This window comes from Azospirillum sp. Sh1, from assembly GCF_008365135.1.
GTDB lineage: Bacteria > Pseudomonadota > Alphaproteobacteria > Azospirillales > Azospirillaceae > Azospirillum > Azospirillum oryzae.
Genome location: NZ_VTTK01000012.1, coordinates 164940 through 183461 on the forward strand (window position 1 = coordinate 164940; position 18522 = coordinate 183461).

An 18522-nucleotide genomic window follows, 5' to 3' on the forward strand; every position below is an offset into this window, starting at 1 on the left:
CGGCGTTTCGCTGAGCGGAAAAGACCCGCCCGGTGGATCGCCCGTGGAGCACAAGGGGAGCACCCGCATGCCGGACGACCATGGGGCGAGAGGAATTCCGCGATGGCGAGCCAGGGTGAATCCAAGTGGGTCTACAGCTTCGGGGCCGGTGCCACCGAAGGACGGGCCGATATGAAGAACCTGCTGGGCGGCAAGGGCGCCAATCTGGCCGAGATGGCCAATCTTGGCCTGCCCGTTCCGCCGGGCTTCACGATCACCACCGAGCTGTGCACCTATTTCTACGCCAACGGCCGCTCCTATCCGCCGGAGCTGACGGCGCAGGTGAACGCCGCCATCGCGCGGCTGGAACAGGCGATGGACGCCAAGTTCGGCGATCCGGTCAACCCGCTGCTGGTGTCGGTCCGTTCCGGCGCCCGCGCGTCGATGCCCGGCATGATGGACACCGTCCTGAACCTGGGCCTGAACGACGCGACCGCGGCCGGTCTCGCCAAGCGGTCGGGCGACGGCCGCTTCGCCTACGACAGCTATCGCCGTTTCATCCAGATGTACTCCAACGTCGTGCTCGACGTTGAGCATCACCATTTCGAGGACATCCTCGACAACCACAAGCGCGACAAGTCCTACAACCTCGACACCGACCTGTCGGCCCAGGATTGGCAGGCGGTGATCGAGGACTACAAGAAGGCGGTCGAGCGCGAGCTGGGCCGGCCCTTCCCGCAGGATGTGCAGGAGCAGCTGTGGGGCGCCATCGGCGCCGTCTTCGGGTCCTGGATGAACGCCCGCGCCATCACCTACCGCAAGCTGCACGACATCCCGGCCGACTGGGGCACCGCGGTCAACGTGCAGTGCATGGTCTTCGGCAACATGGGCAACGACTGCGCCACCGGCGTGGCCTTCACCCGCAACCCGTCGACCGGCGAGAACGCCTTCTACGGCGAGTATCTGGTGAATGCCCAGGGTGAGGACGTCGTCGCCGGCATCCGCACGCCGCAGCACCTGACCATCGCCGGCAAGATCGCCAACAAGTCCGACCTCCCCGCCATGGAGGAGGTGATGCCGGAGGTGTTCAACCAGCTGAACGAGGTCCGCCTCAAGCTGGAAAAGCACTACCGCGACATGCAGGACATCGAGTTCACGGTCCAGCAGAACAAGCTGTTCATGCTGCAGACCCGCAACGGCAAGCGCACCGCCCCGGCGGCGCTGAAGATCGCCGTCGATCTGGCGAACGAGGGCGTCATCGACCAGAACGAGGCGGTCCGCCGCATCGATCCGGCCTCGCTCGACCAGTTGCTGCACCCGACGCTGGACCCCAAGGCCGACCGCAAGGTCATCGCCAAGGGCCTGCCGGCCTCCCCCGGCGCCGCGTCCGGCAAGGTGGTCTTCACCGCCGACGAGGCCGAGCAGATGGCCGGCAAGGGCGAGTCGGTGATCCTCTGCCGCATCGAGACCTCGCCTGAGGACATCCACGGCATGCACGCCGCCCGCGGCATCCTGACCAGCCGCGGCGGCATGACCAGCCACGCGGCGGTGGTTGCCCGCGGCATGGGCCGTGCCTGCGTGTCGGGCGCCGGCGACCTGCGCATCGACTACAAGACCAAGCAGATGGCGGTCCGCGGCGTCACCGTGAAGGAAGGCGACATCCTCACCATCGACGGCTCCACCGGCGAGGTGATGCTGGGCGAGGTGCCGACGATCCAGCCGGAACTGTCGGGCGACTTCGCCACCCTGATGGGCTGGGCCGACGGCATCCGCCGGATGAAGGTCCGCGCCAACGCCGAAACCCCGCTGGATGCCCGCACCGCGCGGAAGTTCGGCGCCGAGGGCATCGGCCTGTCGCGCACCGAGCACATGTTCTTCGACCCGGAGCGCATCCTGGCCGTCCGCGAGATGATCCTGGCGGAGGACGAGGCCGGCCGCCGCAAGGCGCTCGCCAAGCTGGAGCCCTTCCAGAAGAAGGACTTCGTCGAGCTGTTCACGATCATGGCCGGCCTGCCGGTGACGATCCGCCTGCTCGACCCGCCGCTGCACGAGTTCCTGCCGAACACCGAAGAGGACATGGCGGAGGTCGCCCAGGCCACCGGCACCGATCCGCTGCGGGTGCGCCACCGCACCATCCAGCTGCATGAAGCGAACCCGATGCTGGGCCATCGCGGCTGCCGTCTGGGCATCTCGTACCCCGAGATCTACGAGATGCAGGCCCGCGCCATCTTCGCCGCCGCCGCCGAGGTCGCCAAGACCACCGGCGAGGCCGTCATTCCCGAAGTGATGATCCCGCTGATCATCACCAAGAAGGAGTTCGACATCCTCAAGGCGGTGATCGACCGTGCCGCCGAGCAGGTGAAGGCCGAGACTGGCGTGACGGTGGAGTACCTGACCGGCACGATGATCGAGATCCCGCGCGCGGCCCTGAAGGCCGGCGAGATCGCCGAGTCGGCCGAGTTCTTCAGCTACGGCACCAACGACCTGACCCAGACCACGCTGGGCCTGTCGCGCGACGACGCCGGCAGCTTCCTGCCGGAGTACCAGCGCCAGGGCATCCTGGAGCAGGACCCGTTCCAGTCGCTGGACGTCACCGGCGTCGGCGAACTGGTGGAGATCGCCACCGAGCGCGGCCGCAAGGTTCGCCCGGACATCAAGCTGGGCATCTGCGGCGAGCATGGCGGCGACCCGGCCTCGATCTCCTTCTGCGAGAAGGTCGGGCTGACCTATGTCTCCTGCTCGCCCTACCGCGTGCCGATCGCCCGCCTCGCCGCCGCCCAGGCCGCGCTGAACAGCGACACGGTCAAGCGCGACTGAGCCGCTTCGGCTAGCTGAAACGACTTCGGCCCTCTTCCCGCAAGGGAAAGGGGCCGTTTCGTTTTGGGGGTGGCGTTGGGCGGGTGGAACAGCGTGGAACAGATTTCGGGGGAGTGTTCACTGTTCCATCCGGCGGGACACCATAGACGGCTCAGCGCTGGGAACCGGAGGTCAACTCGCCGATGCCCGTCAGCTTGAACGCCCCTTTTCCCGGCAGGGAAACCCGCAACTCCAACTCCCCGCCCGCGGCTTCCACGAAGCGCCGCAGGGTGGACAGATACAGGTCGGTCCGCTTCTCGATCTGGTGGACGGTCGGCTGCTTCACGTTCAGGGTTTCGGCAACCTGACCCTGGGTCAGTTCCGCCAGCCGGCGCAGTTCCGCCAATCCGTCGATCTCGGCCAGCATCCCGGCGGCCCGTGCATCCACCGCGGCGCGCTCGTCGTCGGTCATCTCGGAGAGGATCTGGTCGAACGGGATCGTCGCCGTCATGGCTTGGCTCCTTTCAGGTCGGAGAGATGGTCGTCATAGCGGCTGTCGGCGGTGGCGATCAGCGAGGCATAGAACCGCTTTTCCGAAACCCCGCTCTTGTCGCCGGCAACCAGCACGACGGCGTTGCGCGTCGGATCGAAGGCGAAGGCGACGCGCCACACCCCGCCATTCGACCTGAACCGCAACTCCTTCATGTTCGCATGCCGGGAACCGTTCAACGTATCGACATGGGGCCGGCCGAGCGCCGGGCCACGCTCCCCAAGCACCTTGGCCGCGGCAGCGAGGTCGATCCGCACGGCTTGCGGCAGAGCCCGGAATTCGGCCGCGAACGCGGTGTGGAAGAGAACGGTGTGCATCGGAGGAAATATAGGCTTCGGGCTATTTTCCGGCAATGGAGATATAGCGCGGAGCCTATTGTCCGCAAGCCGTTGAGCGGCGTCGGCGACCCGGCCTCAATCTCCTTCTGCGAGAAGATCGGGCTGACCTATGTCTCCTGCTCGCCTTACCGCGTGCCGATCGCCCGCCTCGCCGCCGCCCAGGCCGCGCTGAACAGCGACACGGTCAAGCGCGACTGAGCCGCTTTGGGTAGCTGAAACGACTTCGGCCCTTTTCCCGCAAGGGAAGGGGGCCGTTTCGTTTTGGGGGCGAAGGTGGGTGGCTGGAACATCGTGGAACAGGGTTCGGCGGACTGTTCACTGTTCCACGCGGCGCCGCCGGGCATGGGTGGTGGCGGTCGGATGGAACGTTTGGAACAGGTTGGAACGGTTTTGCGGGGGCTGTTCACTGTTCCATCCGGCGAGGCTGGGGGCGCGAAAGGACGGGCGCAAGGGGGCGTGGCACCATTGGCGATGCATGCAGGACACTCCTCGGGCGGTTGAGGCTTATAGTCCTATCATGGATGGCGGTCGGCGGTAAGGGGGCGTGGAAAAGGCATGGCGGTTTGCCGGTGGGGCTGCGTCAGGGGCGCTTCTGTGCCCCATACCAGACGCGCAGAATGGTGACGCGGGACGGCGCCGCGTCATAGACGGTGACAAAAGGGGGATTCCTACCAGTTCCCGCGCACCGTCCCGCCGAAGACGGCCACGGTCAGGAAATTCAGCGAGGCTTTCCGCAGCACTTCTGAGACGGAGAGCCATGCATCGAACTGCTGCGGGATTGGAAATGGCCAATCTAGTGGCGAACCGCGATCAGACAGGCAATGGCGGCCGGAGCGAAGATTACTTCCATGACGGCGCAGGAGGTTCGTCCGCCGCGCCCCAACTGTCCAACCAGTCGGTAACGTTGCGCAGAGGAACCGTCCGACCGGCGGCAACCTGTACTCGCGCCTCGGCAACGGCGCGTGTCAGCCCATCGTCGTCGGTCGGTTCAAGTGCGGTCTCTGGCTCGGCCATAGGGCATCTCCATCATTCAATATATGCGTTGGGCGTGGAATGGCCCGGTTCAGAGATTTGTGAGAGGCATAGCTACTCTATCAAGAGCAGGAAGCCGCTGAGTGGCTATACAGGGTGTGAGGATGTGGCAGATTGAGCCTCTATGCATATCTCGCTCTGGGAAAACCACATTTTTAGCGCGACTAATGCAGCATATGTACGCTAAAGATGTATAAACCCCTTCAATGTGCGCAAAAATGCAGCTATATCTATGCCGATAAATCCTGTTTGGTAATTGGGGATAGATATGTCGCCACCAAATATTTCGGGAAAGGATCTCGTGCAGCTTTTTCCATTCGTGGAAGCAGTTGGGAATCCTTTCATAGGAGGGCAGAAAATTGTTTTCCCGTGTAAAATTGATGGAATAGATTATGTAGTTAAGGTGCTTCAATCGGAAAATTTTCCAGAAGAAGAAGAGAATAGTTTTGAGCAAGATAGCGTAGACGACGTTTTTGAGCGGGCACGGCGAGAGGTTGATATTCTCCGATGTTCTCAAACTCGAAGTTTACCAAAACTAGGGCCTATTGATTTGCAACGTATATCTATCAACAACCAATCCCTTGTCGTTTTTTCAGAAGAATTTATTGATGGACAAGAGCTGCATGATCTTCTGAAGACAAGTTTCAATTTCACAAATGGCGAAATTATTAAGGCAGGAATAGGGATAGCGTCCGCTATTGATGATCTTTGGAAAATCAGGTGTATACATAGAGATATAAAACCAAAAAATATAAAGCGCAGAAGGAGTGGAGAGTATGTTCTTCTAGACCCAGGTATAGCATTTGACCTTGAAGATGTTTCATTGACTGCAACAGGATTTGTCCCTCATACACCAGGCTATATAGCGCCTGAGTGTATAATTCCGGATTCAAAGCGTGATACCGACTGTCGGTCTGATTTGTTCTTATTAGGAATTGTTCTTTATGAATGCGCAACAAAACATCATCCGTTCATCCAAAAGGAAAATATGAGACGAGGAGATATCATATCCAGCATTCTTCGCGATGAACCGCTTCCCATAACATCAATAAACCCGGATATATCAGGGGAAATAGAAAATATTATCATGCGTCTTTTGTCAAAAAGAAAACATTCAAGATTTAAAAATCCAGATTTACTGATGCGGGCATTGGCTGCTTGTGAAAAGGAGTGAATTGATGGTGATGCTTGCTCAACATGGCTATGGGAAGTCCGATAAGATCGAGCGCGGACTTTCTGCGGGGCACATACAGGGAGTCATTCTAAGCCCCCGTGATGAGGCGCCTGGAAATCTAGCGTCATATGTCTATCGGCTTCGCCAAGAATATCCCCAATCAACGGTCTTCGTTGATCCACAATTTTATGCATCTACAGTTGTGAATCCAAAATTAGGGAAATTGGGCGAGTACGCCTATTTTCAGTCTGAACTAACTTACCGTGATTTTGTTGCTCCTGCTGCTGTTTCAGCAATGGTCTCCAGCGTTATGAACCATCAACGTTCGTTGGCGAGTACCCATATTTGTGCTCCAACTATTGCGTTTGACGTTTTTGGGGATCGTTGGTGCTCGGTGGCACTTAGTATGGCAGGGGCTGCTATTCATGACCATCAGCAGAGTGGAGATGGTCGTCCTCTGCTTATCTCTTTTGTTATCAGTGAGCAAGCCTGCCGAAACGCTGTCCAGCTCGATGATTTTTTAGATATTGTGACAGACCTAGAATGTGATGGATTTTACTTTATTGTAAGGCGCGAAGTTGCTGATTATAATCAGGAGATGAGGTCTGAGGCCGTATCTGGTTTGATGTATCTCAGTTACATTCTAGGTGATTTGAACGGGTACCAAGTGTATCATGGGTATTCAGACTACATCTCCTTGCCACTGCATGCCGCTGGTTCTACCGGGACTGCCTGCGGATGGCAATTCGGACTTCGGCGCTTCACTTGGGGACGATATGAGCAATCAACCGGAGGTCGCCAGCCAAGGCCGCGTTATTCTTCGCTAGGATTGTTAAATTCTATCATGATTAACCCTGATCTTGAGCAGATTGCAAGGGTTGGGTTGCTTCCTCAGGTGCTGACAGGAACTAACTATGATCGTGCGATGGCAAGCCGGCCTTTAAGTTCCGTTGCATGGCCAAACGATATTTCTGCTCTTCATCACTGGCACGCTCTTTCAAAGGGTGTAAAGCATCTCGAGACTATGCCGGTTGGCGCTCAGAGGCTTGATGAACTAGCTAGGTTGCTTCGAACCGCAGTTGGGGTGTATCAACGTATTTCACAAACTGGCGCCATATTGGCTGCAGCTTCGGGCAATACGCATATCCTACAGTGGAAAGATGGTGTCGAAGACTTCAGAAGAAGAGCTAAGGTCTAATGGAGGTGATAGCTCTATTACTGAGTTATTCCTTTCGGATTTATTCGAGAGCTACCTAAGCAGGGCGGGCCGGAAATCGAATGTACCAAATTTTGATGCTGTGGTGCGTGAGTTTCCGGCTCCGGTCGGCGTAGCAGATTTTGTAGGTCTCGTTTGTCGAGATTGGGATAAAGAAAGGATAATGATTCGTGAGAAGTTATTGGGTCTCCCTAGAGGTCCTGTGGCAGAAGTTATTTCTAAGCTAAAAGATAGATCTCCCAGGCGACAAGATTACATCGCTTCATCGAGCAACTATGCTCGCGGCGTTGTAATTAGTGCGATTAGCTCTCTTTTGTCTGCTGGCGTTATTCGGAAAACAGAAAGTGGTTCTCTTGTTAAGAATGATTTCTCTCTTCCAAATGCAGAAATATACTTTTTCGAGGTTAAGCTACAGAACTGGAAGCGAGCGATATATCAAGCTCTTCAGGCGAAATCATATGCAACGAAATCGTATTGTGTTTTCCCGATAGGAAAGAAAAGCCTGATAGATTGCAACAAGGAAGTATTTTACCGAAACAATATTGGGGTGTTGCTATTTGATCCAGAAAGGATGGCTTTGACCGAGGCAATAAGGGCCAGGAAACAGAAGCCAAGAAGCTACTCCCTCGCAGCTGATGTCCTTATACGTCTTGCGGCAGGAACGTAGTATATTATCGCAGTCAATGGTTATCCTCTATGTGTTGTGGATTCTGGCACAAGGGGGTGAGGGCATAATCTGATCATTCGTAGATCAAGATCACATCTCACCGCCCCCTCGGCTTCGCCCTGGCGGTCGGCTCGGCTTCCAGCGGGTTGTCGGGCCAGTAATGTTTCGGGTACTGGCCCTTCAAATCCGCCTTCACCGCCTTGTAGGCATTCGCCCAGAAGCTGGCGAGGTCGCGGGTGACCTGCACCGGGCGGCGGGCGGGGGACAGCAGGTGCAGCAGAAGCGGAACCCGGCCGCCGGCGATGCGCGGGGTCTCGGCAAGGCCGAACATCTCCTGCAGGCGGACCGCCAGCACCGGCTCCTCGCCGTCATAGTCGATGGGGATGCGGGAGCCGCTCGGCACCTCGACATGGGTCGGGGCCTCGGCGTCCAGGCGGGTCCGCAACTCCCAGGGCAGCAGGGCGCGCAGGGCGCTTGACAGGTCGATGCGCTCCAGATGGGCGCGGCGCGACACGCCGTCGAGGAAGGGGGCCAGCCACTCCTCCAGACCGTCCATCAGGGCCGGGTCGGACAGGTCGGGCCACACGTCGCCCTCCCGCGCGCGCAGGAACATCACGCGGGTGCGCCATTTGCGCAGCTCGTCGGTCCAGGGCAGGCAGGCGGGGCCGAGGGCGCGGATGCCCTCGATCATCGCGGCGGTCATCGCGTCCGCCGGCGGCTTGGCCAGCTTCTCGTCCTTCAGGATCAGAGCGAACAGCATGCGGCGGCGCCGTGCCAGCACCATCTGCTCGCGCGCGTCCCAGGCGACGATGGTCTCCGTGCGGATGTCGTCGGCGAAGCTCTCCTCCAGATCGGCCAGCGTGACCGGGGCGGCCAGGAAGATGCGCGATTCGCGGGCGGCGCCGTCGAGGTCGGCGATGGCGAGCCACTCCTCGGCCGACAGCGGCTCGGCATCCTGGAAATAGGCGCCGCGCCCGCCCGACAGGCGATACTGCGCCGCCACCCCGCCGGGCTGGCCGCCGGGGCGGCGCTGGCCGATGCGGTCGGGATAGGCGAGCGCCACCAGAATGCCGACGGCGTTCGAGTCCATCGCGTCGTCGTCGCGCACGCCGAGCTGGCGGCGCCACTGCCGCGCCTGCTTCACCGCCTGCTGGGCGCCGCCGCGGTCGACGCTGAGTCCGCGCGCCGCACCCTGGCCGCCGCGCTCCTCGCCGCGCAGCAGGTCGACACGCAGGCGCAGGTCGGCGTCGCGGAAACCGGGCTGGCTGCGGACGATGTCGCGCTCGCCCAGCAGGGCCGCGACCAGACAGGCGAGCGCGCCCTGGCCCATCGCCTTGCCGGCCAGCATCATGTGGGCCAGACGTGGATGCACGCCGAAGCCGGCCATGCGGCGGCCGTGCGGGGTGATGGCGCCTGACCGGTCGAGTGCGCCGAGGCCGGTCAGCAGCTCGCGCGCCTGGGCCATCGCCGCAACCGGCGGCTGGTCGAGCCAGGACAGGGTGGCGGGGTCGGAGACTCCCCACACCGCAAGCTCCAGCGCCAGCGGGGCGAGGTCGGCGTCCTCGATCTCCGGCGTGGTGAAGGGGGCCAGCGCTTTGTGCGTCGCCTCCGGCCACAGGCGGTAACAGACGCCGGGCTCCAGACGGCCGGCGCGGCCGCGGCGCTGCTCGGCAGAGGCCTGGCTGACCTTCACCGTCGCCAGACGGGTCATGCCGCCGCGCGGGTCGAAGCGCGGAACCCGCATCAGCCCGCTGTCGACCACGATGCGGATGCCCTCGATGGTCAGGCTGGTCTCGGCGATGGAGGTCGCCAGCACGATCTTGCGCTGGCCGGGCGGGGTGGGGGAAATCGCGCGGTCCTGCGCGTCGGCCGACAGGTCGCCATAGAGCGGGGCGATGATCGTGTTTGGGCCGAGGTCGGACTGGTCGAGCAGGGACTGGACGCGGCGGATCTCGCCGACGCCGGGCAGGAAGATCAGGGCGTTGCCGGGCTCCTCGCGCAGGGCGCGGCGGACGGCGGCGGCGACGGCGTCCTCGATGCGGGTGCCTTGCGATGGGGCGTCGAGGTGGCGGGTCTCGACCGGATAGGCGCGGCCCTCGCTGGTCACCATCGCGGCGGGGCCGTCCGCGTCGGCCAGCAGGGTGGCGACGGGGGCGGCGTCCAGCGTCGCCGACATGACGACAAGGCGCAGGTCGTCGCGGAGCGCCCCGCGCGCCTCCTGCACCAGGGCAAGGGCGAGGTCGCTGTCGATGCCGCGCTCGTGGAACTCGTCGAACAGGACGGCGCCGATGGCTGGAAGCTCCGGATCCTCCTGCAGTTGGCGCAGGAACAGGCCGTCGGTCACCACCTCGATCCGGGTCTTCGGGCCGACCTTGGTGTCGAGGCGGACGCGGTAGCCGACGGTCTCGCCCACCGCCTCCCCCAGCATCGACGCCATCCGGCGGGCGGCGGCGCGGGCGGCGAGGCGCCGGGGCTCCAGCACCAGGATCTTGCGGCCCTTCAGCCAACCGGCCTCCAGCAGGGCCAGCGGCACCCGCGTGGTCTTGCCGGCACCGGGCGGCGCCTGCAGCACGGCGGTGCCGCGGCTGTCCAGCGCCTCCAGCAGGGCGGGCAGGACGGGATCGATTGGCAGGGCAGGGAAGGCGGGCTTGCTCATGAGGGGGAGTCTGCTGCCGCGAACCGGCGGGAAAGGCAATGGTTTTCGGGAGGCGGACGGGACGGCGCGCGCCAAAAGGTCGCAGGGGCGGGGGAGGGGGACAGGGGCCGCGACCGATGACCGCAAAAAATGTATGGTTTTGAGGTCGTCGGGCCTATTCGCTTATCAAAGGGATCCATGACCGAAATCCACGACGCCGCCCTGTTCCTCGCCCACGCCTGCGCGCTGGAGGAGGACGCCGCCAACCGCTTCGCCGATCTGTCGGAAGCGATGAAGACCTATGGCAACCAGGAGGTCGCGGCCTTCTTCGGCCAGATGGCGAAATTCTCGCGCATGCATCTGGCCGAGGCGCGGGAACGGTCGGGCTTCCGCAAGATTCCCGACCTCGCGCCGGAAGACTTCCAGTGGCCGGACGGCGACAGCCCCGAAGCGGCCTCCATGGAAGGCTCGCACTATCTGATGACGGTGGAATACGCGCTGGAACTGGCGCTGGAGAGCGAGAAGCGCGGGCAGGCCTTCTATGCCGAGGTGGCGAAAACCACCACCGATTCGGAAGTCCGCATGATGGCCGAGGAGTTCGCCGCCGAAGAGGCCGAGCATGTCGCCCAGCTGGAGGTGTGGGCCAAGCGCTATCCGGCTTTGCAGGCGTGATGACGAAGTAAGGAAGGGGGCGTTGGCGGCCCCCTCCCCTGGTTACTTTGACAGGGCGGACCAGTCGATCTCGTACACCTTGTCGGCCGGCTGGTAGGTCTTGAAGGCGGCGATCACGTCGTCGACGCTGACGTCGCCCGGCACATTCTGGATTTCATAGACGACCGAGCTGCCGCTGGTCGGGCCGACGTCGGCGTTGCGGTGAGCCTGCGAGACCAGCCCTTCGCCGGCCTTCTTGATCATGATGGAAGCCATGCATCCGTCTCCTGTTGCGACTCGCCCGACGGCAAAACCATAAACAAAAAGTGGTTTAATCGGAAGGCGGAAAGAACGGGGGCGGTTGCAGTGCGGCAATCAGGGCAGCGCGGCGGCTTCGGTCACCACGGCGCGGCCGGGCATGCGGTCGGGCTGGGCGCCGGCCACCGCTCCGGCGATGCCGCCGGTCAGCCAGGCGGAGAAGGCGCTGCGCCCGTCGGCGCTGGCCTGACCGCAGGCGGTGGCGGGGACGGCGTCCTCGTCATCATAGTTCCACAGCGGCAGGTTGATGCCGGTGGGCGCAGAAGACGGCTCGGCGGCCGACGCGGTGGCGATCAGGCCGGTGGAACGCGGGGTGGCGGGGCGGCTGTGCACCTCGATCAGGGCGACGCGGATGCCGGCGGCCCAGGCGCGGTCGATGAAGGCACGCACCTGCCGCGCGGTGGCGGTGGAGCCGTCGACGGCGCCGGGCGACCCGCCGGTCAGCCAGGCCGACGGCGTCGGGCCGCAGCCGCGCCGGTATTGCAGTGCCACCTGATCCTGCACGTAGGCCTGCCCGCGATAGAGCCGCAGCAGGCCGTGGCCGTAGCGCTCCAGCTCGTCGACCGGGCTGCGGCTGGCGGTCAGCAGGTTGCGGTCGAGCAGGATCAGCGTCGGCTTGACGGCGATCAGCCGGTCGAGCAGCGGCTCGAAATCGGCGAACTGGGCCTGCCGGTGGACGATGCGCAGAAACTCCAGGTCGGACACGCCACGCTCGGCGGCGATCTTCGCCATGCCCCGCTCGTCCAGCGTGGCGTCGCGCAGCGCGGTGTCGCCGAGCGCCACCACCATCACCGAATCGGGATTGCGCGCCACCCGGTCGGCCATCGCGTCGATGCGGTTCAGGTTGTACCAGGCGAAGGGCTGGTCGTAGAGCATCGAGCCGGCCCACAGGACCGCCAGCACCGCCAGCCCGCCCAGCGCCAGCGGCGCCAGCAGCAGCCCGGTCCCCAGCATCCACCATCGCCGCCCGCCGCGGCGCGGTGTCGCGGCGGGGTCGGAAGCGGACTCCTCGGGAAGGGGATGGGCGGATTGCGGCTCCTGCGGTTCGGGATAGGGCATCTGGGGTCTCCAAGCGGTGGAGGCGTGGGACGGGCGAGGGGAATGGGCCGGGTGCCGGTGCGCGTCGTCTACTCCCACAACGCGCGGGGGAGGAGATTCGGCCCGTGGAAATTGGGGGTATCCCCAAGGTCCGCGAACACCCCCATGGCAGGGTCCCGGTTTGCCGAACGCGCCGTTTCGTGTAGGCTTCCTCCATCCAGGGAAGCCTTTCAGCAAGGTTGGGCGATGAGCACCGAGATCCGCACCTTCAGCATTCCCGACGCCGCCGCCGAAGAGGCGCAGACGCAGCTGTCCGCGTTCCTGCGGACGGTCGAGGTCCAGCGCATCGAGACCGCCTATGCCGACGGCGCGTGGCGGGTGCTGGTGCTGTTCACCGATCTCCGCCGCAAGGAGGAGTCGCAGCAGATCGAGGCGGCCATCGCCGCCGCCCTGAACGGCTGGCGCGACAGGGCCGCCGCCCAGGCCGGGGTGACGCGCGACGCCATCCTGGCCGACGATCTGGTCCAGGAGATCGCCCGCTTCGCCCCGACGACGGAGCATGAGCTGTCGATCATCGTCAACGCCCGCGGACAGGCCAGCTCGCCCTATGGCGGGGAGATCGTGCAGGTGGTCCGCTCGACGCTGGACCTGCTGATCGACTGAGCGGATTGCGGCGGAGTCTTATGCGGTTCGACGGAGCCAAACACACCCAAAGGCTGTGACGCTGCTGCCGTAAGCGTCGGTTGGTTCCTGAGCGCTGACGTGCCAGGATTGCGCCCTTCACCGGCATCGACGGATGGGGTGGTTTGTGGCTTCGAAAGATCATCCGAAGGCTCGCGCCGCGGCCGAGGCGGCGTGGAGCGCGGTTCCGGACTATCGGAAGATGGCCCTCGAGCTGGCCCAACTGGGCGCGGAGGCCGCCCGGCGCGCCCGCATGACCGGCAACGGCCATTACGACCGGCTGGCCCACACCCTGACCAGCCGCGCCGGGGAGATCCTGGACGATCTGGAGCGCAGCGGAAAGATGTGACGGTCCGGGGTTGGGTGGATGCAGAAGAAAACGGCGCCCGGGTGGGGCGCCGTTGTCGTTTGTGCGAGGTGGTCGCTGATTTGCTCCCACCCTAACCCTCCCCCGCTTCGCAGGGGAGGGTCGGGGTGGGGGCAAGGGCAATCGGCCTCAGACCACCCTGCCTCAGACCACCTTGGCTTCGTGCATGGCGGCGATCTGGTCCTTGCTGTAGCCGAGCTGGGCCAGGACCTCGTCGGTGTGCTCGCCGAGCAGCGGGGAGCCGGTGACCTCGACCTTCATGTCGGAGAACTTGATCGGGCTGCCGACCGTCAGGTACTTGCCGCGCACCTTGTGGTCGACCTCGACGACCGTGCCGCTGGCGCGCAGCGACGGGTCGTTGGCGATCTCCTTCATCGACAGCACCGGGGCGCAGGGGATGTCGTACTTGCGCAGGATGTCGACGGCCTCGAACTTGGTCTTGTCCTTCAGCCAATCCTCGATCACCGCGAAGATGTCGAAGATCTTGTCCTGGCGCGCCTCGGCGGTGTTGTAGGCCGGGTCGTCGATCCACTCCTCGCGGCCCAAGGCCTTGCAGATCGGCGCCCAGGCATGGCCCTGGATGGTGAAGTAGATGTAGGCGTTGGGATCGGTCTCCCAGCCCTTGCACTTCAGCACCCAGCCCGGCTGGCCGCCGCCGCCGGCATTGCCGCCGCGCGGAACCACGTCGGAGAAGGTGCCGTGCGGGTACTGCGGGTATTCCTCCAGATAGCCGACGCGGTCCAGGCGCTGCTGGTCGCGCAGCTTGACGCGGCAGAGGTTCAGCACGCTGTCCTGCATCGACACGGCGACCTTCTGGCCCTTGCCGGTCTTGGTGCGGGCCATCAGGGCGGTCAGGATGCCGATGGCGAGGTGCATGCCGGTGTTGCTGTCGCCGAGAGCGGCGGCGGACACGGTCGGCGGGCCATCCCAGAAGCCGGTGGTCGAGGCGGCGCCGCCGGCGCACTGGGCGACGTTCTCATAGACCTTCAGGTCCTGGTAATGGTGGCCGTCGCTGAAGCCCTTGACCGAGGCGACGATCAGGCCGGGGTTCAGCTCCTTGATCTTTTCCCAGCTGAAGCCCATGCGGTCGAGCGCGCCGGGGCCGAAATTCTCGACCAGAACGTCGGATTCCTTGATCAGACGGGTCAGGACTTCCTTGCCCTCGGCCGTCTTGGTGTCCAGCGTCAGGGAGCGCTTGTTGCTGTTCAGCATCGTGAAATAGAGCGCGTCGGCGCCCGGGATGTCACGCAGCTGGCTGCGGGTGACGTCGCCGGCGCCCGGACGTTCGACCTTGATCACGTCCGCGCCGTACCAGGCCAGAAGCTGGGTGCAGGCGGGGCCGGCCTGCACATGGGTGAAGTCGATGATCTTAATGCCTTCAAGCGGCTTGGTCATGACTGCAACACTCCCTTTTTTCACGTAGTTTCAGATTGTCTCTTGGACTTGCTCTTCTGCCCGGCCGGCCCACGCCCGGAGATCGGGGGCGTCGAGGTCGCTGCCGGCCGGAATTCGATAATCGCCGCAGGGCGCCGTCAGCCGGCCGCCGCCTCGAGTTCGGTGAGGCGGCGGCGCAGTTTCCGTTCTTCGGTCCAGCGGGCGGTTTCGTCCCGCACCACGGCGACGATCCCGGTCACTCCACCGTCGGTCCCGCGCAAAAGCGCGACGGTGAAGGCGATCGACAGGCTGTGCCCGTCCTTGTGGACCGCCGGAACCCGCAGCAGGTCATGGCCGTAGCGGGTCTCGCCGGTGGCCATGGTCTTTTCGTAGCCGTCCCAATGACGCTGGCGCTGGCGTTCGGGAATGATGATGTCGAGCGACTTGCCCATCGCCTCGTCGGCGGTGAAGCCGAACATCCGTTCCGCCGCCGCGTTCCACAGGATGATGGCGCCGGCCGGGTCGGACACGATGACGGCATCGCCGATCACCGCCACCAACTGTCCGCAATCCACAACCGCGGGCGAACCCGCTGCTGCTGTCTGTTCCATGTCGATCTCCTTGGCGCTCGCCCCCTCTTGGATTGGGCGCCGGGGGAGCCGGTGCGGCGGTGGCCCGTAAACCAAGGCCGCACTGACATTATCGATACGGTATACCAGATACCATCGACCATGCAAGAGGATTTGAGAGGGACCCGAACTGTGGTGGAAACGAACAGATCGGCGGCGGATGTCCGCGGTTTCTCCCGCCATCCGCCTGCCAACGGTCTGAATTGCTGGGAGTTGCGATTAATTGTACTCGAATGATTATCAGGCATAGTGTGGGTCGGAGGACCCGTACGGAGCCTGCCGGCGGCCTTGAATCATTCGACATCGATGGGGAATGGGATGGCCGCGTTCGACAGCTACAGTGTCGCGCCTTTCAAGCAGCGCCTGCCGATCCAGCGGCTGTTTCCCAGCGACCACGAGGTGAACAGCGGGATCTGTTTCGGCCTCAGCCTGGAATGGATTTCGCGCCACCGGTCGCACAAGGGGGAGACGTCGAAGGCGCGCATCGCCTACATCGACCGCGACAGCACGATCCTGCATGCCAGCATCAAGCAGCGCCTCTACGGCGCGGAATTGAGCGCCGACCTGGACCTGTCGTCCGAACAGCTCGGTTCACGCAATCAGGCGATGGCGTTGGCGGGATTCAAGGTCGCGGCGACCAAGACGCAGTGGGTGAGCGCGACCGATCCGGAAAGCGTCAAGGACCTGCTGAAGGCGATCACCACCGCGACCGCCAGCCCCCACACCTATCACGTCGTCACCATGATCTTCGAACAGCGGGGGATGGCGCACGCGACCTGCTGCTACAAGTCCGGCGGCAAGGCCTTCGGCTTGGGATCGCACCTCTATTTCTTCGATCCCAACTTTGGCGAATACAAGGCGTCCAGCGGCAGTGTCGGCGACCTGTTCGCCGGACTGGTCGACCGATACCGCAACTTCGTGAAGCGGGACGGGTCGACCGTCGACTATAAGGTCAAGGAGTTCGTGGTGCAGAGCATCTCGTTCAACTGATCCGGCAGCCGGCCGGCATCAGCCGACCAGACTGAAGAAGGGCATCGAGGCGTATTTGCTGGACTTGATGTTGGCGACGACCTTGTCCTGCGAATGGCCGCCGGTCGACAGGGTGGCCGGCAGCTTGATCACCTTGCCGACCGCCTTCGACGATTTGCTGATCGGGTCCCATTGCAGGTTGAAGTTGATGATCTGCTTTTCGATGGACGCCAGATCCTCGGTGGGCACCCGGACATAGGGGCCGTGGATGATGCCGCCGCGCACCATCTTCGACACCGTCGGTGCATTGAAGGCACAGCAGGGCAGCGCGGTCTCGACCGCGACGATGGTGGCGATGGCGCCGCCCAGCGAATGGCCGCACAGGATCGGACGGGCGGCGCCCAGCAGCATCTTCGCCTGTTCCAGCAGAAGATGGGCGGCACGGATGCCGGCGGGCAGGCTTTCGATGGTGTAGAGCGCGATGTCCGTCTTCAGGTTCTTGGTGCCGGCCATCTGGCCCGACGTGCTGCTGCCGACCGCCGTGCCGCGATAGGCGATGATGTACTGGTCGGAGTGCTTTTCCTGATAGACGGCGCCAAAGAAACCGACGTCGATATCTTCGTGGGTGAAGATCACCTGGAAGCCGGGCGGAGACCGCCGTGCCCCTTCCGCCTTGTTGAAGGCAGCCGCATCGTTGCCGCGGCCCTTCTGGAAATTGTAGACGGTGTTCGCGGCAACGGCCAGATCGAGAATATTGACCGGCATGATGGCGCCCTTCGTCGTAAACGGGAAGCCGAGACAATACCGGCACGCAGGGGCTGTCAACGAACCGGGGCGATTGTTATCGGGATTTGTGCTTTTGTTTTGGTTGTATTCGCCGTTCCGGTCGCGGCGGCAAAAGAAAAGGGCGCCTCGCGGCGCCCTTTCAGGTCTCTCCAAATCCCTGGGCCCATGGGCCCTTGGCGGGTGGGTCAAGGGAGGGCGGGTGCCCTTCCTTGCCTCGTTGAACCCGTTCTTCCAGATCAGACGTCCAGCAGCAGGCGGCGCGGATCCTCGATCAGCTCCTTGATGCGGACGAGGAAGGTGACCGCTTCCTTGCCGTCGATGATGCGGTGGTCGTAGGACAGCGCCAGATACATCATCGGGCGGACCTCGATCTTGCCGCCGACGACGACCGCGCGGTCCATCGTCTTGTGCATGCCGAGGATGGCCGACTGCGGCGGGTTGATGATCGGGGTCGACATCAGCGAGCCGTAGACGCCACCGTTGGAGATGGTGAAGGTGCCGCCGGTCAGCTCGTCCATCGACAGCTTGCCGTCGCGGCCCTTCTTGCCGAGGGCGGCGATGGTGCCCTCGACGCCGGCGAAGTCCAGCTTGTCGGCGTCGCGGACAACCGGAACCACCAGACCCTGCGGCGTGCCGACGGCGACGCCGATGTCATAGTAGTTCTTGTAGACGATGTCGGTGCCGTCGATCTCGGCGTTGACGGCCGGGATCTCCTTCAGGGCCTGGACGGCGGCCTTGACGAAGAAGGACATGAAGCCGAGCCGCACCTTGTGGCGCTTTTCGAAATAGTCCTTGTACTCGGCGCGCAGAGCGATCGCCGCCGACATGTCCACCTCGTTGAAGGTGGTCAGCATGGCGGCGGAGTTCTGGGCCTCCTTCAGGCGCTCGGCGATGCGCTGGCGCAGGCGGGTCATGCGGACGCGCTCTTCCTGAGCTGCCCGCGGACGGTCGCCCTGGGTGCCGGCGGCCCACACCATCTTCGGCGCCGGGGCCGGAGCGGCCGGCTTGGCGGCCGGGGCGGGGGCGGCGAGAACGTCGCCCTTGGTCACGCGGCCGTCCTTGCCCGAACCGGCGATGGACGAACCGTCGATGCCCTTCTCGTCCGCCAGCTTGCGGGCGGCCGGGCCGGAAGCGGCCAGGTTGCCCGGCGCGGCGGCGGCCGGAGCCGGGGCCGGCGCGGCGGCCGGAGCCGGAGCAGCGGCCGGGGCAGCGGCGGGGGCGGCGGCAGCCGGGGCGGGGGCCGGGCCGGGGGCCCCCCCGTTTTCAGCCCGCCGGGGGGCGGCCCCCGCCGGCCCCCCCTCCCGGGGGCCGCGCCCCGCCGC

General features: G+C 63.8%; 18 protein-coding genes. 9 read left to right on the forward strand and 9 right to left on the reverse strand.

The window, feature by feature from the left end; genetic code table 11:
• The first annotated feature begins 102 nt into the window (after nucleotides 1–102).
• On the forward strand, nucleotides 103–2796 hold the full coding sequence (gene ppdK / locus FZ029_RS14850; protein WP_149269902.1) for a pyruvate, phosphate dikinase: 2694 nt from the start codon (nucleotides 103–105) through the stop codon (nucleotides 2794–2796).
• A 151-nt stretch (nucleotides 2797–2947) separates the two neighbouring features.
• Here ppdK and FZ029_RS14855 read toward each other — a convergent pair whose 3' ends face one another.
• Together FZ029_RS14855 and FZ029_RS14860 are read right to left on the reverse strand one after the other, a co-directional pair.
• Nucleotides 2948–3286, reverse strand: coding sequence for an XRE family transcriptional regulator (locus tag FZ029_RS14855; protein ID WP_149197839.1), 339 nt, complete (start codon nucleotides 3284–3286; stop codon nucleotides 2948–2950).
• Nucleotides 3283–3642, reverse strand: coding sequence for a type II toxin-antitoxin system RelE/ParE family toxin (locus tag FZ029_RS14860; protein ID WP_149269903.1), 360 nt, complete (start codon nucleotides 3640–3642; stop codon nucleotides 3283–3285). Before FZ029_RS14860 ends, FZ029_RS14855 begins: the two co-directional genes overlap by 4 nt.
• Nucleotides 3643–3714: 72 nt before the next feature.
• Between FZ029_RS14860 and FZ029_RS33305 the strand changes: the two genes are divergently transcribed.
• The 4 genes from FZ029_RS33305 to FZ029_RS14880 all read left to right on the forward strand — a co-directional run bounded on the left by FZ029_RS33305 (nucleotide 3715) and on the right by FZ029_RS14880 (nucleotide 7752).
• Nucleotides 3715–3861 carry a putative PEP-binding protein gene (locus FZ029_RS33305; protein ID WP_211101041.1) on the forward strand — a complete coding sequence of 49 codons (147 nt, stop codon included), beginning with the start codon at nucleotides 3715–3717 and terminating at the stop codon, nucleotides 3859–3861.
• A gap of 1135 nt (nucleotides 3862–4996) precedes the next feature.
• A complete protein-coding gene (locus tag FZ029_RS14870; RefSeq protein ID WP_188051945.1) occupies nucleotides 4997–5869 on the forward strand; it encodes a serine/threonine-protein kinase in 873 nt (290 codons plus the stop codon).
• A 4-nt stretch (nucleotides 5870–5873) separates the two neighbouring features.
• Complete coding sequence (locus FZ029_RS14875; protein WP_149269906.1) at nucleotides 5874–7067, forward strand: hypothetical protein; 1194 nt, start codon at nucleotides 5874–5876, stop codon at nucleotides 7065–7067.
• Nucleotides 7030–7752, forward strand: a complete 723-nt coding sequence (locus tag FZ029_RS14880; protein ID WP_149269907.1) for a hypothetical protein — start codon at nucleotides 7030–7032, stop codon at nucleotides 7750–7752. Before FZ029_RS14875 ends, FZ029_RS14880 begins: the two co-directional genes overlap by 38 nt.
• A gap of 97 nt (nucleotides 7753–7849) precedes the next feature.
• Here FZ029_RS14880 and hrpB read toward each other — a convergent pair whose 3' ends face one another.
• Nucleotides 7850–10408 (reverse strand): ATP-dependent helicase HrpB, encoded by a 2559-nt coding sequence (gene hrpB, locus FZ029_RS14885; RefSeq protein ID WP_149269908.1) that lies wholly within the window; start codon nucleotides 10406–10408, stop codon nucleotides 7850–7852.
• A 177-nt stretch (nucleotides 10409–10585) separates the two neighbouring features.
• Here hrpB and FZ029_RS14890 point away from each other — a divergent pair, with 177 nt between their 5' ends.
• Nucleotides 10586–11059, forward strand: a complete 474-nt coding sequence (locus tag FZ029_RS14890) for a ferritin family protein (RefSeq protein WP_149269909.1) — start codon at nucleotides 10586–10588, stop codon at nucleotides 11057–11059.
• A gap of 42 nt (nucleotides 11060–11101) precedes the next feature.
• Here the strand turns inward: FZ029_RS14890 and FZ029_RS14895 are convergent, their stop codons facing one another.
• Together FZ029_RS14895 and FZ029_RS14900 are read right to left on the reverse strand one after the other, a co-directional pair.
• Nucleotides 11102–11314 (reverse strand): hypothetical protein, encoded by a 213-nt coding sequence (locus tag FZ029_RS14895; RefSeq protein WP_149269910.1) that lies wholly within the window; start codon nucleotides 11312–11314, stop codon nucleotides 11102–11104.
• Nucleotides 11315–11413: 99 nt separating this feature from the next.
• Nucleotides 11414–12415, reverse strand: a complete 1002-nt coding sequence (locus tag FZ029_RS14900; RefSeq protein WP_149269911.1) for a hypothetical protein — start codon at nucleotides 12413–12415, stop codon at nucleotides 11414–11416.
• A gap of 225 nt (nucleotides 12416–12640) precedes the next feature.
• Between FZ029_RS14900 and FZ029_RS14905 the strand changes: the two genes are divergently transcribed.
• Both FZ029_RS14905 and FZ029_RS14910 read left to right on the forward strand, forming a co-directional pair.
• Nucleotides 12641–13057, forward strand: coding sequence for an HRDC domain-containing protein (locus FZ029_RS14905; protein WP_149269912.1), 417 nt, complete (start codon nucleotides 12641–12643; stop codon nucleotides 13055–13057).
• Between the two features lie 220 nt (nucleotides 13058–13277).
• A complete protein-coding gene (locus tag FZ029_RS14910) occupies nucleotides 13278–13424 on the forward strand; it encodes a hypothetical protein (RefSeq protein ID WP_246457683.1) in 147 nt (48 codons plus the stop codon).
• Nucleotides 13425–13586: 162 nt separating this feature from the next.
• Here the strand turns inward: FZ029_RS14910 and frc are convergent, their stop codons facing one another.
• Nucleotides 13587–14837, reverse strand: a complete 1251-nt coding sequence (gene frc, locus FZ029_RS14915; protein ID WP_149197852.1) for a formyl-CoA transferase — start codon at nucleotides 14835–14837, stop codon at nucleotides 13587–13589.
• Between the two features lie 137 nt (nucleotides 14838–14974).
• Entirely contained in the window at nucleotides 14975–15427 is a 453-nt protein-coding gene (locus tag FZ029_RS14920) for a PAS domain S-box protein (protein WP_149197853.1), read from the reverse strand.
• Nucleotides 15428–15763: 336 nt separating this feature from the next.
• Here FZ029_RS14920 and FZ029_RS14925 point away from each other — a divergent pair, with 336 nt between their 5' ends.
• Complete coding sequence (locus FZ029_RS14925; RefSeq protein WP_188051946.1) at nucleotides 15764–16435, forward strand: YopT-type cysteine protease domain-containing protein; 672 nt, start codon at nucleotides 15764–15766, stop codon at nucleotides 16433–16435.
• Nucleotides 16436–16453: 18 nt separating this feature from the next.
• Here the strand turns inward: FZ029_RS14925 and FZ029_RS14930 are convergent, their stop codons facing one another.
• Together FZ029_RS14930 and odhB are read right to left on the reverse strand one after the other, a co-directional pair.
• Nucleotides 16454–17179 carry a hypothetical protein gene (locus FZ029_RS14930; protein WP_149269915.1) on the reverse strand — a complete coding sequence of 242 codons (726 nt, stop codon included), beginning with the start codon at nucleotides 17177–17179 and terminating at the stop codon, nucleotides 16454–16456.
• A 257-nt stretch (nucleotides 17180–17436) separates the two neighbouring features.
• The coding region (gene odhB / locus FZ029_RS14935; RefSeq protein WP_247892312.1) for a 2-oxoglutarate dehydrogenase complex dihydrolipoyllysine-residue succinyltransferase at nucleotides 17437–18522 on the reverse strand (1086 nt) is incomplete at its 5' end.